The 14,247-nt window shown below is 41.1% G+C and carries 17 protein-coding genes; 6 read left to right on the top strand and 11 right to left on the bottom strand.

The window, feature by feature from the left end:
• Position 1: 1 nt before the first annotated feature.
• The 4 genes from rfaQ to radC form a co-directional block, all read right to left on the bottom strand.
• Positions 2-1,066 carry a lipopolysaccharide core heptosyltransferase RfaQ gene (gene rfaQ, locus ACPEH5_RS21545; RefSeq protein ID WP_042846737.1) on the bottom strand — a complete coding sequence of 355 codons (1,065 nt, stop codon included), beginning with the start codon at positions 1,064-1,066 and terminating at the stop codon, positions 2-4.
• Positions 1,067-1,269: 203 nt separating this feature from the next.
• Positions 1,270-1,437, bottom strand: a complete 168-nt coding sequence (rpmG, locus tag ACPEH5_RS21540) for a 50S ribosomal protein L33 (RefSeq protein WP_004924244.1) — start codon at positions 1,435-1,437, stop codon at positions 1,270-1,272.
• A gap of 11 nt (positions 1,438-1,448) precedes the next feature.
• On the bottom strand, positions 1,449-1,685 hold the full coding sequence (rpmB, locus tag ACPEH5_RS21535) for a 50S ribosomal protein L28 (protein WP_042846738.1): 237 nt from the start codon (positions 1,683-1,685) through the stop codon (positions 1,449-1,451).
• 252 nt (positions 1,686-1,937) lie between these two features.
• The gene (radC, locus tag ACPEH5_RS21530) at positions 1,938-2,603 is read right to left on the bottom strand and encodes a RadC family protein (protein WP_042846739.1); all 666 of its coding nucleotides are present in this window, start codon (positions 2,601-2,603) and stop codon (positions 1,938-1,940) included.
• A 188-nt stretch (positions 2,604-2,791) separates the two neighbouring features.
• Here radC and coaBC point away from each other — a divergent pair, with 188 nt between their 5' ends.
• The 3 genes from coaBC (at position 2,792) to slmA (ending at position 5,261) form a co-directional block, all read left to right on the top strand.
• The gene (gene coaBC / locus ACPEH5_RS21525; protein ID WP_048605688.1) at positions 2,792-4,003 is read left to right on the top strand and encodes a bifunctional phosphopantothenoylcysteine decarboxylase/phosphopantothenate--cysteine ligase CoaBC; all 1,212 of its coding nucleotides are present in this window, start codon (positions 2,792-2,794) and stop codon (positions 4,001-4,003) included.
• Positions 3,990-4,445 carry a dUTP diphosphatase gene (gene dut, locus ACPEH5_RS21520; protein ID WP_042846741.1) on the top strand — a complete coding sequence of 152 codons (456 nt, stop codon included), beginning with the start codon at positions 3,990-3,992 and terminating at the stop codon, positions 4,443-4,445. The genes coaBC and dut overlap by 14 nt, the downstream gene beginning before the upstream one ends.
• Before the next feature lie 216 nt (positions 4,446-4,661).
• Positions 4,662-5,261: a nucleoid occlusion factor SlmA gene (gene slmA, locus ACPEH5_RS21515; protein ID WP_042846742.1), complete on the top strand. Its 600-nt coding sequence runs from the start codon at positions 4,662-4,664 to the stop codon at positions 5,259-5,261.
• Between the two features lie 50 nt (positions 5,262-5,311).
• On the opposite strand, the gene pyrE is transcribed toward slmA, so the two are convergent.
• Together pyrE and rph are read right to left on the bottom strand one after the other, a co-directional pair.
• Positions 5,312-5,956: an orotate phosphoribosyltransferase gene (gene pyrE, locus ACPEH5_RS21510; RefSeq protein ID WP_042846743.1), complete on the bottom strand. Its 645-nt coding sequence runs from the start codon at positions 5,954-5,956 to the stop codon at positions 5,312-5,314.
• A 142-nt stretch (positions 5,957-6,098) separates the two neighbouring features.
• Entirely contained in the window at positions 6,099-6,812 is a 714-nt protein-coding gene (rph, locus tag ACPEH5_RS21505) for a ribonuclease PH (protein WP_042846744.1), read from the bottom strand.
• A gap of 122 nt (positions 6,813-6,934) precedes the next feature.
• On the opposite strand from rph, the gene ACPEH5_RS21500 reads away from it, so the two are divergent.
• Positions 6,935-7,798, top strand: coding sequence for a YicC/YloC family endoribonuclease (locus ACPEH5_RS21500; RefSeq protein ID WP_042846745.1), 864 nt, complete (start codon positions 6,935-6,937; stop codon positions 7,796-7,798).
• Positions 7,799-7,913: 115 nt separating this feature from the next.
• Here the strand turns inward: ACPEH5_RS21500 and ACPEH5_RS21495 are convergent, their stop codons facing one another.
• The 3 genes from ACPEH5_RS21495 to ACPEH5_RS21485 form a co-directional block, all read right to left on the bottom strand.
• Positions 7,914-9,170 (bottom strand): nucleoside permease, encoded by a 1,257-nt coding sequence (locus ACPEH5_RS21495; protein ID WP_048605687.1) that lies wholly within the window; start codon positions 9,168-9,170, stop codon positions 7,914-7,916.
• Complete coding sequence (locus tag ACPEH5_RS21490; protein ID WP_048605754.1) at positions 9,167-10,084, bottom strand: DMT family transporter; 918 nt, start codon at positions 10,082-10,084, stop codon at positions 9,167-9,169. The genes ACPEH5_RS21495 and ACPEH5_RS21490 overlap by 4 nt, the downstream gene beginning before the upstream one ends.
• 68 nt (positions 10,085-10,152) lie before the next feature.
• Positions 10,153-10,971, bottom strand: coding sequence for a purine-nucleoside phosphorylase (locus tag ACPEH5_RS21485; protein WP_048605686.1), 819 nt, complete (start codon positions 10,969-10,971; stop codon positions 10,153-10,155).
• Positions 10,972-11,161: 190 nt separating this feature from the next.
• Here ACPEH5_RS21485 and ACPEH5_RS21480 point away from each other — a divergent pair, with 190 nt between their 5' ends.
• A complete protein-coding gene (locus ACPEH5_RS21480; protein ID WP_048605685.1) occupies positions 11,162-12,367 on the top strand; it encodes an ROK family protein in 1,206 nt (401 codons plus the stop codon).
• A 73-nt stretch (positions 12,368-12,440) separates the two neighbouring features.
• Positions 12,441-13,217: a hydroxyethylthiazole kinase gene (gene thiM / locus ACPEH5_RS21475; protein ID WP_080972684.1), complete on the top strand. Its 777-nt coding sequence runs from the start codon at positions 12,441-12,443 to the stop codon at positions 13,215-13,217.
• Positions 13,218-13,250: 33 nt separating this feature from the next.
• Here the strand turns inward: thiM and ACPEH5_RS21470 are convergent, their stop codons facing one another.
• The gene (locus ACPEH5_RS21470; protein WP_129467284.1) at positions 13,251-13,955 is read right to left on the bottom strand and encodes a lipopolysaccharide core heptose(II) kinase RfaY; all 705 of its coding nucleotides are present in this window, start codon (positions 13,953-13,955) and stop codon (positions 13,251-13,253) included.
• A gap of 201 nt (positions 13,956-14,156) precedes the next feature.
• A partial coding sequence (locus ACPEH5_RS21465; RefSeq protein ID WP_272663829.1) for a hypothetical protein occupies positions 14,157-14,247 on the bottom strand: 91 nt, incomplete at its 5' end.

Below are 14,247 nucleotides of genomic sequence, written 5' to 3'. Positions count from 1 at the left end.
ATTAATACCTTTTCATCATGGAGCGGATATTCATGGGTAACATTTTTTCTGTTGCGTTAATTACATCTAACGCTGGAATAATGGATAAATACTTTTTATTGCGGTCTAGCTCATCTCTGGGTGGCATCGATTCATAGTCACCAGCCCAGAATTGAACAACATTATCACTCCAAGGGCGCCAAAAAATATGATTTGTCGCGCCAAAAAGGCACACGATAGGTGTGTTTACCGCTGCAGCAATATGCATTGGCGCAGAATCCACACCAATAAATAAAGCGGCATGAGCAATAAGAGCCCCTAACTCAGGGAACGTTGTTTTCCCCGCAAGCTCAGTAACAGGTTTTGTATTACAGCCATCTGCAATCTGATTAATACATTCAAGGTCTTCTTTACTCGGCCCTGAAGTCAAAACAACTTGGTAACCACGAGACTGCAGTGCATCAATGACCGCTGAGAACTTTTCATTATCCCAACACTTAAAAAGTTGACGGGCTGTTGGTTGGATAACCACATAGCTACTATGGACGCCTAAGCTTAATAACTTTTCGTCAATATTTTTCCAATCTTGCGCCGAGTATGACATCGTTAGATGCGTTTTTAATTCTTTTATTTCTAACGGCTTAAGTACGGATAAATTATTTACAACAACATGTTCCCCTTCAGGTGGGGTCAAATGAGTAAAACTGTTACGCCAATATTGAGAATCTCGATGAGTAAATTGATGAGAGATTTTCATTTCAGCAGGGATAGCCCTAACCAATAAGCTAACCAACCACTGATCAGCTAAATTAACAACTAAATCGTATTTATTTTTACGTAGCTTTAGCATTAGCTTGATAAAATTACAGGCTTTACTCAATCCAGAACTTTTTTTACTCGCCATGCCATATAAGGCATTGATTTCAGAGTTTTCAGAGAGGATGGGAATGGTCTCCTGATAAAGCAAAACATCAATTTCTGCATCAGGATATTGGTGTTTTAATGAGCTGATAACAGGTGTAGTCAGCAGCATGTCCCCATGAAACCTCATCTTGATCACAAGAATTTTTTTAAACTGTTTTTTCACCAGGCACTCTTAATCAGGTCTATATTATGTGTAAAAGACGATAGATATTTGACAACGAATATCATTATTAATTCAATAATTACTAGCTATGTTACTACTTTCAGAATAATGGTCATAGCCTCGAATGCGCATATCCGTAACTAACCAATTTTTAAGCAAAAAAAAACTCAGCCGAAGCTGAGTTTTTAACGCAGATAGCAAAATTACTTGATTTTTGCTTCTTTGTAGATCACATGCTTACGAACAACTGGATCGAATTTTTTCATTTCCAGTTTTTCTGGCATTGTGCGCTTGTTCTTCGTAGTGGTATAGAAATGACCTGTACCTTCAGAAGAGACCAGCTTGATTTTCTCGCGAATACCTTTAGCCATTTTTTAGCTCCTTAGTACTTCTCACCACGGGCACGCAGTTCAGCAAGAACCGCATCAATTCCCTTTTTATCGATCACACGCATACCTTTAGCAGATACACGCAGTGTTACGAAACGTTTCTCAGACTCAACCCAGAAACGGTGAGAGTGCAGGTTTGGCAAAAAACGACGTTTGGTCGCGTTTAATGCGTGTGAACGGTTGTTACCGCTCATTGGACGCTTGCCAGTAACTTGGCAGACTCGTGACATGTCTATTCTCCAAAAATCTAATCAGCTCGAGCTTTTTTGTTCTGGGTATGGCCGCCTCGTCAGGCTTAGGAGCCCATCTCAGCAAACTTTCATTGACTGAAAAAACCGTTTATACCTGAGTAAAAAATTTACTGAGATAGGCCCTTCTCGCCAAACCCAAGATCCTTAAAGGTGGCGTAGTATACGCTTTCAATCGATTTCACTCAAGCCCAACACAACGAAAGTTGTCATTTTTTAGGCAAAAAAATAATTTTATAGCCATCCCCGCTCTACAAATGAGACGCATTGTTTGTGCCCGACTACAAAATGGTCAAGTAATTTCACGCCCATAAGAGAGCAAGCTTGTTGAATTTGTTCAGTAACTTGTTTATCAGCCATACTCGGTTCAGGATTACCCGAAGGATGGTTATGAGCCAGTATAATTGCGCTAGCATTCATTTTAATAGCAAAGCGAATAATTTCCCTCGGATGTACCTCAACTCTATTTAATGTGCCTTTAAACATTTCTTCATGGCAAATAATTTGATTTTGATTATTTAAAAACAAAACAATAAAAACCTCACGCTCCCGGCCCGCAAACAAATCTAACAACTTTGACTTCAATAATTCAGGCCCGCTCATTACATCTTCATGTAAAAATTGCTCAGAAAAAAAACGACGAGCCAATTCACTTATGGCTTGTAACTGTGTAAATTTACAGTTCCCCATACCTTTACACTGCATCAACTTTTCGTAATCAGCTTGGATGAGTAAATATAAGGAACCAAATTCTTTGATCATACGTTTGGCTAACTGTAAAACGGGTTCCCCTTGGCTTCCTGTTCGCAAGAAAATCGCTAATAGTTCCGCATCCGATAATGAGGCGGCCCCGTATGCAAGTAGTTTTTCCCTCGGTGGTAACTCCTGATGTTCTCTCATCCCTTTATTCCTTCGCCCCAAAACCCTTTTCGAACCTTTTTATATAGCTTAGAAAACGTTAACAAGCCTGCCTATCCGTGTTTGAGTAACGCTTCGCAAAAATAACAATCTGATGTCAAATCGAGCGCGCCACCTAAACTGATGATGTGGTAATATGCCTTCCACATTGAGCGAATCGGATAAAAATAATGAATCAGCTATCACTATTAGGTAAGCAGGTAGTTATTGGGATCAGCGGGGGCATCGCTGCCTATAAAATCCCTGAGCTGACACGTCGCTTGCGTGATCAAGGTGCAGTAGTGCGAGTCGTCATGACTCAGGGCGCAAAGGCCTTTATTACCCCTTTAACTTTGCAAGCTGTTTCAGGGCATCCTGTTTCTGATGACCTGTTAGACCCAGCAGCAGAGGCCGCAATGGGTCACATTGAATTGGCTAAATGGGCTGATATAATTATTTTAGCACCAGCAACTGCGGATTTAATTGCTAAACTTAGTGCTGGAATGGCAAATGACTTACTAACGACGGTCTGTCTCGCCTCTTCAGCTCCTATTGCCGTTGTGCCAGCCATGAATCAACAAATGTATCGGGCGAGCGCCACACAAGACAATTTAATCAGATTGCAACAACGCCAATGTATGATTTGGGGGCCGGATGACGGTAACCAAGCTTGTGGTGATATTGGCCCAGGCCGTATGCTTGACCCATTAGCAATCGTTCGTCTCGCAGCTGAACATTTCAACCCTAAGCTTGACTTACAAGGCATTAAATTGATGATTACCGCGGGCCCAACACGTGAAGCATTGGACCCTGTTCGTTTTATCAGTAATCACAGTTCAGGGAAAATGGGGTTTGCTATTGCACAAGCAGCTAGTCAACGTGGTGCCGAAGTGACATTAATTGCAGGCCCTGTAAACCTTGAAACTCCAACAGGGGTTAATCGAATCGACGTCATTAGTGGTTTAGATATGTATGATAAAGTGCATCAAACCATTGCTGAACAAAATATTTTTATTGGGTGTGCTGCCGTTGCAGATTATCGCGCCAAAACGATCGCCGAAAATAAAATAAAAAAACAAGGCGATGAAGTTATGATTACACTGGTCAAAAACCCAGATATCGTAGCGAGTGTGGGCAACCTGAAACAAAACAGGCCCTATGTTGTTGGGTTTGCAGCAGAAACCCAAAATGTGGAAGAATATGCACGCCAAAAACGGCAACAAAAACAATTAGATTTAATTTGTGCCAATGATGTATCCCTTGCGGATAACGGGTTTAATAGCGATAACAATGCATTACACCTTTTTGATAGCAATGGTGATACTCGTTTGCCTCATTGCAGTAAAACTGAATTAAGCCACTACTTACTTGACGAGATACTTCAACGTTATGAAAAAAATTGACCTAAAAATTCTTGATAGCCGTATCGGTACTGAATTTCCTCTGCCGACCTATGCAACTACAGGCTCTGCCGGTTTAGATTTACGTGCATGCCTTGACGCACCGATCGACTTAGCACCGGGTCAAACAGAATTGATTCCAACAGGTTTAGCTATTCATATAGCAGATGAAAACCTTGCTGCTGTGATTTTACCTCGTTCAGGCTTAGGTCATAAACACGGGGTGGTACTTGGTAATCTAGTTGGGTTGATTGACTCCGATTACCAAGGGCAGCTTATGGTCTCTGTATGGAACCGTAGCGATAAATCTTTTACAGTTGAACCTGGTGAGCGTATGGCACAAATGGTGTTTGTTCCCGTTGTTCAAGCTGAATTTAATATTGTTGATGATTTTGATGCAACTGAGCGCGGTGCAGGTGGCTTTGGTCATTCTGGCCGTCAATAAATAAAACCCCCTGATGTTTAATATGCTATATAGAACCGACACTAGGTTCTATATTTATCAATAAAAACAATCAGTCATATAATCAACAACAGGGAAAAGCTCAAAATTGCTTATAAACTCTACATTTTTAAAACCTATTTTGCTGCGTAAGTCTCTTTACTAAAAGCAAAATTTTGGATAGTTTGTTTTGCTGTTTTAGCAGGGGTCTTATTAGACATGGCAGAAAAAGCGACAACAAAAAAACGTAACAGGCGTGATGAGATCTTACAAGCTCTTGCGTTAATGTTAGAAAGTAGTGATGGTAGCCAGCGTATTACAACGGCAAAACTTGCGGCCACCGTTGGTGTGTCAGAAGCTGCGCTATATCGTCATTTTCCAAGTAAAATGAAAATGTTCGATAGCCTCATTGGGTTTATAGAAGACTCACTGGTTTCGCGCATCAATCTGATTTTAAATGATGAAAAAGATACTATTATCAGAATCAAGTTAATATTAGCGCTAGTTCTAGGCTTTTCAGAGAAAAACCCAGGGCTAACGCGTATAATGACTGGTCATGCGTTAATGTTTGAGCAAGATAGGCTACAAGACCGTATTAACCAATTGTTTGAACGTATTGAATCGCAATTACGGCAGGTGTTGAAAGAGAAAAAAATACGTGATGGTCATGGGTTTATCCATGATGAGTCATTACTTGCCTCTCAACTATTAGCCTTTTGTGAAGGTATGCTCTCACGTTTTGTACGCTCTGAATTTCGTTATCGGCCAACGGTGGAGTTCGAAGCACGCTGGCCTTTAATTCTAGCTCAGTTACAATAACCGATTATTTATACTACTCACCCCGCCCGTTATTGGGCGCGGGGATTTTTTTATTCAATTCCGTATTGTTCTCGGTAAGCCTTCATTGCCACTAAATGTTCCTGCATTCCCTCTTTTTCAGAAAGATAGGTAATTAAATCACTCATCGTAATGATTGAATAAACCTTGCAGTGATAATCGCGTTCAACTTCCTGTACCGCTGAAATTTCACTTTTGCCTTTTTCTTGACGGTCAAGGGACAATAAAACACCATTCAACGTCGCTTTATGCTGTTTAATAATTTCCATAGACTCACGGATAGCGGTCCCCGCGGTAATCACATCATCAACGACCACGACTTTTCCCTGTAATGGGCTCCCCACGAGTATGCCCCCTTCGCCATGATCTTTTGCTTCTTTACGATTAAAGCAATATGGCATATCAATATCATGGTGTTCTGCTAGTGCGACTGCGGTTGTCGTTGCGATTGGGATACCTTTATACGCTGGCCCAAAAATGACATCACATTCTATTGCGCTATCTTGTAGCGCTTGCGCATAAAAACGACCGACAAGTGCCAAATCACGTCCCGTATTAAATAGCCCTGCATTAAAAAAATAAGGGCTTTTGCGACCTGATTTCAGCGTAAACTCACCAAATTTAAGCACCTGTTTTTTCATGGCAAGTTCAATAAAATCGCGCTGATAGGCTTTCATTGGTCATTCTCCTCATGGATTACTGTTTAATATCTGACAAAACGAATTAGAGACTATTTGTTATAAGTACCGTACTTAAAAACAAGGGTCGATCTCTAAGCATAAAAAAGGCGACTATTTAGCCGCCTAACGAATCATTAACTTATTTCAGCGCTTCTCGCTGAGCTTCAAAAATCGTTTCTAAGCCCGTTTTAGCAAGTGCTAATAATGCGAGTAACTCCTCATGGCTGAACGGTTCACCTTCTGCGGTGCCTTGTACTTCAATCATACGGCCGTCATCCATCATAACAACATTCATATCGGTTTCTGCGGCAGAGTCTTCAACATATTCAAGATCACACAGTGCTTCTTGATTAACAATTCCAACAGAAACTGCTGCAACCATCGATTTTAATGGGCTCTTAGCTAGCTTACCTTGCTCTACCATTTTGTTCAGAGCATCAACTAAAGCAACGCAAGCGCCTGAAATCGCAGCGGTACGAGTACCCCCATCGGCTTGGATCACATCACAATCTAGCGTTATGGTGTATTCGCCTAATTTTTTCAAGTCAACCGCAGCTCGTAAAGAGCGGGCAATTAACCGCTGAATTTCCATCGTGCGGCCTGTTTGTTTTCCTCTCGCCGCTTCTCGTTGATTACGTGAATTAGTGGCTCGCGGTAACATGCCATATTCAGCGGTTACCCAGCCTTGCCCCTGCCCTTTTAAAAAGCGTGGAACGCCTTCTTCAACAGTTGCATTACATAACACCTTAGTGTCGCCAAACTCAATAAGAACAGAGCCTTCTGCATGCTTGGTATAGTTGCGCGTGATATTAATCGGGCGCATTTGGTCTGCTTGTCTATCTGCTGGGCGCATGGTGTTATCTCCATTATCAACTCAAATTGGGACGCATTATACGTCCTTAAAGCGATAATGCCTATCCTGTCATCCCTCATAGCGTTATAATCCCCCTAATTTGATGATGATAGGAACGAATTATGATCCGAAGTATGACCGCTTTTGCCCGCCGTGATATCAAGGGTGAATGGGGGAGTGCGGCCTGGGAGCTGCGTTCCGTAAACCAACGCTATTTAGAAACCTATATTCGCTTACCTGAGCAATTTAGAAGCCTTGAACCGGTTATACGTGAGCGTTTACGTTCTCGCCTAACTCGAGGAAAAGTAGAATGTAACCTGCGTTTTGAGCTAGATGGGGCAAATCGTGGTGAATTAATTCTTAATGAGGGGCTTGCTCGCCAATTAATTAGTGCCGCTAATTGGGTAAAAAATTATAGCCATGAAGGTGAAATTAACCCATTGGAAATTTTACGTTGGCCTGGGGTGATGTCAGCAGGTGAGCAAGATTTAGACGCCATTAGCGAACAATTAATGGCAGGCTTAGATGAAACCATTGATGCTTTCATTCAAAGCCGTGAAGCTGAAGGCGCGTCACTGCATGCATTAATCGAACAACGCCTCGATGGTGTACTGGTTGAAGTAGCTAAAGTCCGCCAACATATGCCTGAAATTTTACAATGGCAACGTGACCGCTTGCACAGCAAGCTTGAAGAAGCGGAAATCCAAGTGGATAACAACCGTTTAGAGCAAGAGCTTATTTTGTTAGCCCAGCGTATTGATGTTTCTGAAGAATTAGATCGCCTAGAAGCACATGTTAAAGAAACACGTAATATTCTGAAGAAAAAAGAGGCAACAGGTCGTCGCCTTGATTTTATGATGCAAGAATTTAACCGTGAATCAAATACATTAGCGTCGAAGTCAATCAATAGCGAAGTCACTAACTCTGCCGTCGAGCTAAAAGTATTGATTGAGCAAATGAGAGAACAAATTCAGAATATTGAATAACCCTCTTCAATAACTAAAAAATTAAGCCAATTGGTACTTGTATTGATTGGCTTAATTTTTAACAGCTTATCCGGGTATCCCCGCTCGTATTGAACGGGGTTTACGCCACTTTTGACTAATTGGCTTTGGCTTCTTTGAAGCCAGTGTTTTTATCGTGATGATAATGGAACGTAAATTGGAATATTATCGCTAATACTACGGTATAAGATGCAAAGACCAACCAAATCATTTGCCAATCTTTAACCCCATCTACCGTATAATAATCGACAACTAACCCACTTAAAATAGCGCCAAAATACGCACCAACGCCATTCACCATCGTCATAAATAAACCTTGAGCACTTGCCCGCATTCTTGTGTCGACTTCTCTTTCGATAAAGATAGACCCTGAAATATTGAAGAAATCAAACGCACAGCCATAAACAATCATTGACATGATTAAGAACATTAAGCCAATCGCAGATGGGTCACCAAACGCAAAGAAACCAAACCTTAATGTCCAAGCAAACATACTCAATAACATGACTGTTTTAATGCCATAGCGTTTTAAGAAGAAGGGAATTGCTAAGATAAAACCCACTTCAGCCATCTGAGAAATCGACAATAATATCGATGGGTACTGAACAACTAAGCTATCTTGGTATAGCGGGTTCAGGCCGAAATCATGCAAGAATGGGTTACCAAACGTATTGGTGATTTGTAAAACAGCACCAAGTAACATAGCGAATAAGAAAAACACCGCCATAATCGGTTTTTTAAATAAAACGAGCGCATCTAAACCTAGCTTACTGATCCAGCTACTTGAAATGGCTTTTTTATTGACATCAATTTTTGGCAAGGTTAGTGAATAAAGCGCTAAAAGTAATGAACAACCACCTGCAATATAAAGTTGCATACTACTTAGCTCAAATTTCAATAAGCTAATACTCCACATCGCCACAATAAAACCAATGGTACCAAATACACGAATAGGCGGGAAATTACTGACCGAGTCTAACTGATATTGGCTTAATGATGAGTAGCTAATACTGTTCGAAAGCGCAATGGTTGGCATGAAAGCCATCGCATTAATCAGCATCACCCAAAACATCACTGTCGAGTTGGTTACTGTAGCTGCATAAAATAAAGCCGCAGCGCCAATCAAATGACAAATCATATATAGCCGATTTGCTGGAATATATTTATCTGCAATTATCCCGATAATACCGGGCATTAAAATAGCGGCTACACCTTTCGAACTATAAACCATACCGACTTCTGCACCTGAGAAACTCAATGTTTTCATCATGTAAGAGCCGAGTGTAATCAACCAACTTCCCCAGACAAAATATTGTAGAAAAAGCATGATTTTTAAGCGGGATTTAATATTCATACGAAGCTCCGTTTGGAGTTACATTTATTCGTTTTTATTTTCAACTCAGCAATGGCGACACCCATAAGAATGACGACAACACCAACAAACTGAATGAATTCAAGAGGTAAATGCAATACCGTTACAGACAATAAAATAGTAACGGGAAGTTGCATTGAGCTAACAATGGTCGCTAGGCTGGTGCCAATAAGTGGAGTGCCCTTGGCAAACATCCACATACCAAAAAAGGAACCAAAAAAAGCGAGAGGTAATCCATAAGAGAAAAATAACGATTGAAACGTTGAAGCACTTAGCAAAAAGGTGGGTGGTACAACGATTGATGTCAAAATAGCTCCGCCTGTTACCATAATTGCAGAACGCATCATTGGGTCAGTTTTTATTGCTAAGGCCCCACTGACATACACGCGGATAGCATTTGATAATGCGGCTAATAGCCCTAATAACACACCAAGCCAATGAAACACCACCGTTTCACTATTCAGTAACCCTGTCGCCAGTACTGTTCCGATTAATATGACGACAACAGAAATTACCGTCATGAAAGGCGGTATTTGGCGCGTCACTACCGTATTAATTACTACCCCCATCCAGGTAAATTGCAAAAATAACACAACACCAAGAGCAGGCGATAAATACTGTAGCGATGCATAATACAGTAGCCCCGTTAAGCCTGTTGTTGTCCCCGTGAGTAACATCAACAACCCCTGCTGACCCGTTGGCCAGACTAAACGAACTCTTTTTACCCATGCGGCAACGACGACAAAAAACCAAAGTAATATCGCACCAAGTACCGTTTGGCTACCGATGACATCATTAAGGGAATACCCAGCACGATAAGCTAGAATGACTAACGTCGAAAGAATGCCATAACTACAAGCGCCTAAAGAAACTAGAATTAAACCTTTGAGTTTCATTTCAATATTCATCCTGCCTATACTTACAACATTCTTTATATTATTTTGAGAAAAAGAAGCTTAAAAAATTAGAAGCGTTCAATCACACCTGTCACTAACTTCAAGAAAGTTGCTTTGACTTTTTCTGCCGTTTCAATCACTTCGTCATGGCTGAGAGGTTGTTCTAAAATACCGCACGCCATATTGGTTAAGCAGGAAATCCCGACTGTTTTAATTTGTGAATGGTGAGCAACCAAGGCTTCAGGTACAGTAGACATCCCAACGGCGTCAGCGCCTAACGTTCTGATCATGCGAATTTCGGCAGGTGTTTCATAAGTTGGCCCTGTCCACCATGCATATACGCCCTCACGCACACTGACCCCTTGCTCTGTGGCAACATCTTTAATCGTTTGACGTAACTCTTTGTTATAGACTTCGCTAACATCCAAGAAGCGCACACCTAATTCAGGGTTATTTGGCCCAATTAATGGGTTGTTCGCCGTCAAATTAATATGGTCTGTGATAATCATCAGATCGCCTGGGTTAAACTCAGTATTCACTGCACCGCAAGCATTAGTAATAATCAGTTTTTCGACCCCCAGAGCTTTCATTAAACGCACAGGGAAAGTGACTTGATCAAGGGAAAAGCCTTCGTAATAATGAAAACGCCCTTTCATAGCAACAACATTTTTACCTGCGATAGTCCCTATGACTAACTCGTTGGCATGACCAACCGCCTCTGATTTCGCAAAATGGGGAATTTCACTATAAGGAATATGTACCGCATTTTCTAATGTGTCGGCGAATGGCCCTAATCCTGACCCTAAAATAATGCCAACAGTAGGTTTCATATCTGTGCGAGACTGAATAAAACTCAAGCTTTCTAAAATATCTTTTGTATGATGCATGGCGGTCTCCAAATTGACATCGACTAAAAATTGTTAAAATCGATCATAAAGCAATTTAAAAACAGAACAGCGATCTTAATCTCATTTTAAGAAAAAGTATTTCGGTATGATGTGTCGGACGAAACAGTATTTTATGCGTAGATTTGCTAATCTCTAGCGCAAGAGTTGGCAATAGAAAGGAGCGGGGCGCTTGTTACATACACTATTAAATGAATTTCGCACCTCAAAAAATTCAAAAACACAAAAACTCAAAGTCCTCTATCGGTTGATTCTTAACCATGGTCCAATTAGAGCTGAAACCTTGGCATCATTGGCCAGTATGAAGCCTGCCACCTGTGCAAGGCTGCTTGATGAGCTGAGTAAATGCCAATTAATTTCGACCTCAGAACTCGGAGAATCAACTGGTGGGCGTAAACCCATTCTGTATAGCATCAACCCTGCTGATGGTTATTTAGTTGGGATTGAAATGAGTGATATCTACTCGACCATTGTTTTACAAAACCTAAAGCTGGATATTTTAGGCATGGTCAAAGTGAAATATGAACACTTAGAAACAGCAGAAAACATGCTAGATCATCTGCTAAATAAGGTTAACACCCTGCTTGAGGAACACCATCTCAAGCTTGAAAGCTTGCTTGGCATAGGGATTGCTATCGACCATATTTTAGAGCGCGATAAACTACCTTATCACCAATATAGCGCCCGGATACAAGAGCTATATCGTTATATTACTGACAAAGTACCTTGCTTTGTATTACTTGGGAGTGGGATCAGCTTTGCGGCTTTTGCTGAATATCGCTTACGCTATACCTCTGATAGCCAAAGGTTTTTATTCACTACTTGTGATACTGACATCCGCAGCTGCACCATAATTAATAATCACTACGCCCCTGCGCCTATCAGTACCGCCCAAGCATTTGGTCACACCACGATTGATATCAATGGCCAACGCTGTGAATGTGGGTCATTTGGTTGTTTAAAGCAGTATAGCTCACTATCTGCGATTAAAACCCGAATAATAAAACAACTTCGCTTAGGAAAGCCCTCAGTTATCAATGAATTAGTTAATCATGAATCTGAGATTAATTACCATATTATTTTCAAAGCGTTAACCTTGAATGATGCATTGTGTCTTGAGGCACTTGAAGAAGCTGCCTATTATTATGGTATTGCGATTGCTAATGCCGTTTTGATCACGCAAGCGGATGTCGTTGTATGCGGGGGCACATTAACACCTAAAAACCACTTTTTTGCGGTGACTAAAAAATCCATTGAAGACAAACTGTCTATTTTCCCGCATATTAAAACACGTATTTACCCAGCAAATGACTCTTATGAAATTGTCGCTCAAGGGGCTGGGGGGATGGTGATACAAAACTATCTTTCTGATTATTAAGCTATTTCATTAATGATTATAACCTGTAAACTGCATGAGTTATTCTACAGTTTCCATTATGCGAGAGGGGCACATGGCTGAATTTGAAAGTATCGACAACGTAACAAAATCAAATATATTACAGCAACTTAAGTCTGCCTCTCCCCTTGTCCACTGCATGACCAATGATGTCGTTCAAACCTTTACAGCCAATGTACTTCTTGCCTTGGGTTGTTCCCCCGCCATGGTCATTGAGCCCGAAGAAGCGGAGCAATTTGCTGCCATAGCCAGTGGGTTATTAATCAATGTAGGCACGCTAACTGCACCGCGGCAGCATGCTATGCGTTTAGCGGTACAGAGTGCTAATGCTGCCAATAAGCCATGGGTGTTAGACCCTGTTGCCGTGGGGGCGCTGAGTTTTCGGACACAATTTTGTCAAGAGCTACTCACACTAAAACCCGCCGCTATTCGTGGCAATGCATCCGAAATCATGGCATTAGCCGGTGAAAGCCTTGGTGGGAGGGGGGTTGATTCCCTGAATACCACGAGTGATGCGCTACCGGCAGCTCAGTTATTAGCGCGAAAAACGGCTACAATCGTGGCAATTAGCGGCGAAGTTGACTACATCACCGATGGGGCGCGAACGATTGCCGTCATAGGGGGTCATCCATTAATGACTCGAGTGGTTGGCACTGGGTGTGCGCTTTCTGCTGTTGTTGGCGCATTTTGTACCTTAACTGGCGACCGTTTACAGCATGTTGCAACAGCATGCGCATTAATGAAACAAGCAGGAGAAACAGCGACACGACGGTGCCACGGTACAGGCAGTTTTATCCCTGAATTTTTAGATGCCATTTACCAGCTAAATTAATCACTTATTGATAAAGAAAATAAAGTCGCTAAGTTATAACCGCGTTTTCTTTCCTCTAAGTTTTCTCGACCAATGGCGAAAGTTATCCCTGAAACGAATAAATCGATAGATAAGGTTTTTGTGATCAGGTTCGATACCGTAAAAACGTTGTAAAGCAATTAAGTCATTAGCTTTGCAAATAGACAAATTACCATAATCTGATAAATCAATGACTTTCAATCCATTGTCCGTTAAAACAAAATTCCCCGTATGGACATCATTAGAAGATAACCCGTATTGATGTAACTGATGAATGACCGATTTCATCTCCTCATAGTAAGGCGTGATATCGTCAAGCTCAGAGAGTACTGTCCCTTCTACATACTCAGCAATAATCCACGTTTCGATTGATTCACGGCATTTTATTTTTTCAGCCACAAAGTAAATATCATTTGTAACAGTACAGCCTTTATTTTGAGCGACAACTAAGCGTTTTAATAAGGTTGAATAAAAAGGCCCAGAGATAATGCGCATTATTCTCTTTTCAAGGCGTTTATCACGCTCTTTTTCACACTTAATAATAAAATTCCGACCATCAATATTAATACGTGCAACACTTCTATCGATATTGCCACTACCTAAATTTTTGCCATCAATTTTCCCTTGAATAAAATCATTAATAACCTGCCAAAAATCGATTGTTCCCTCTTTTTGATAAGTCACAAAACTATCCATTTGTTTTTTTATTATTTTTTGCATGACAAAAAGCCAGTTTATTTAAGTAGATCAGCTGATGCTAGCAAAGGGGAAAAGGCATTTCTTAGCGATTCTTGCAAAATCAGCGAATAAAATGAGTAATTGTGGCATTTAGCACAAAATAGATAGGGTTTTAGCGACAATACGGGGACTTGACGCATAGATTGGCCAATTCGATGACCAATCTATTTCAGGTTGATAAGCTTAGTCGTTACCAAACAAGTCACGGGTATAGACTTTACTCGCGACATCTTCCAGCTCAGGCACCATACGGTTGGCTAAAATAACGTCGCAC

The sequence above is a fragment of the Providencia sp. NPDC089933 genome (assembly GCF_049545585.1).
GTDB lineage: Bacteria > Pseudomonadota > Gammaproteobacteria > Enterobacterales > Enterobacteriaceae > Providencia > Providencia huashanensis.
This window is presented reverse-complemented; position numbering and strand designations above follow the sequence as displayed.

Bases quoted from the DNA above. Each gene is read 5' to 3' on its own strand.
- rpmG (WP_004924244.1), bottom strand. From the start codon at position 1,437: ATGGCTAAAGGTATTCGCGAGAAAATCAAGCTGGTCTCTTCTGAAGGT.
- rpmB (WP_042846738.1), bottom strand. From the start codon at position 1,685: ATGTCACGAGTCTGCCAAGTTACTGGCAAGCGTCCAATGAGCGGTAAC.
- radC (WP_042846739.1), bottom strand. From the start codon at position 2,603: ATGAGAGAACATCAGGAGTTACCACCGAGGGAAAAACTACTTGCATAC.
- coaBC (WP_048605688.1), top strand. From the start codon at position 2,792: ATGAATCAGCTATCACTATTAGGTAAGCAGGTAGTTATTGGGATCAGC.
- dut (WP_042846741.1), top strand. From the start codon at position 3,990: ATGAAAAAAATTGACCTAAAAATTCTTGATAGCCGTATCGGTACTGAA.
- slmA (WP_042846742.1), top strand. From the start codon at position 4,662: ATGGCAGAAAAAGCGACAACAAAAAAACGTAACAGGCGTGATGAGATC.
- pyrE (WP_042846743.1), bottom strand. From the start codon at position 5,956: ATGAAAGCCTATCAGCGCGATTTTATTGAACTTGCCATGAAAAAACAG.
- rph (WP_042846744.1), bottom strand. From the start codon at position 6,812: ATGCGCCCAGCAGATAGACAAGCAGACCAAATGCGCCCGATTAATATC.
- ACPEH5_RS21500 (WP_042846745.1), top strand. From the start codon at position 6,935: ATGATCCGAAGTATGACCGCTTTTGCCCGCCGTGATATCAAGGGTGAA.
- ACPEH5_RS21495 (WP_048605687.1), bottom strand. From the start codon at position 9,170: ATGAATATTAAATCCCGCTTAAAAATCATGCTTTTTCTACAATATTTT.
- ACPEH5_RS21490 (WP_048605754.1), bottom strand. From the start codon at position 10,084: ATGAAACTCAAAGGTTTAATTCTAGTTTCTTTAGGCGCTTGTAGTTAT.
- ACPEH5_RS21485 (WP_048605686.1), bottom strand. From the start codon at position 10,971: ATGCATCATACAAAAGATATTTTAGAAAGCTTGAGTTTTATTCAGTCT.
- thiM (WP_080972684.1), top strand. From the start codon at position 12,441: ATGGCTGAATTTGAAAGTATCGACAACGTAACAAAATCAAATATATTA.
- ACPEH5_RS21470 (WP_129467284.1), bottom strand. From the start codon at position 13,955: ATGCAAAAAATAATAAAAAAACAAATGGATAGTTTTGTGACTTATCAA.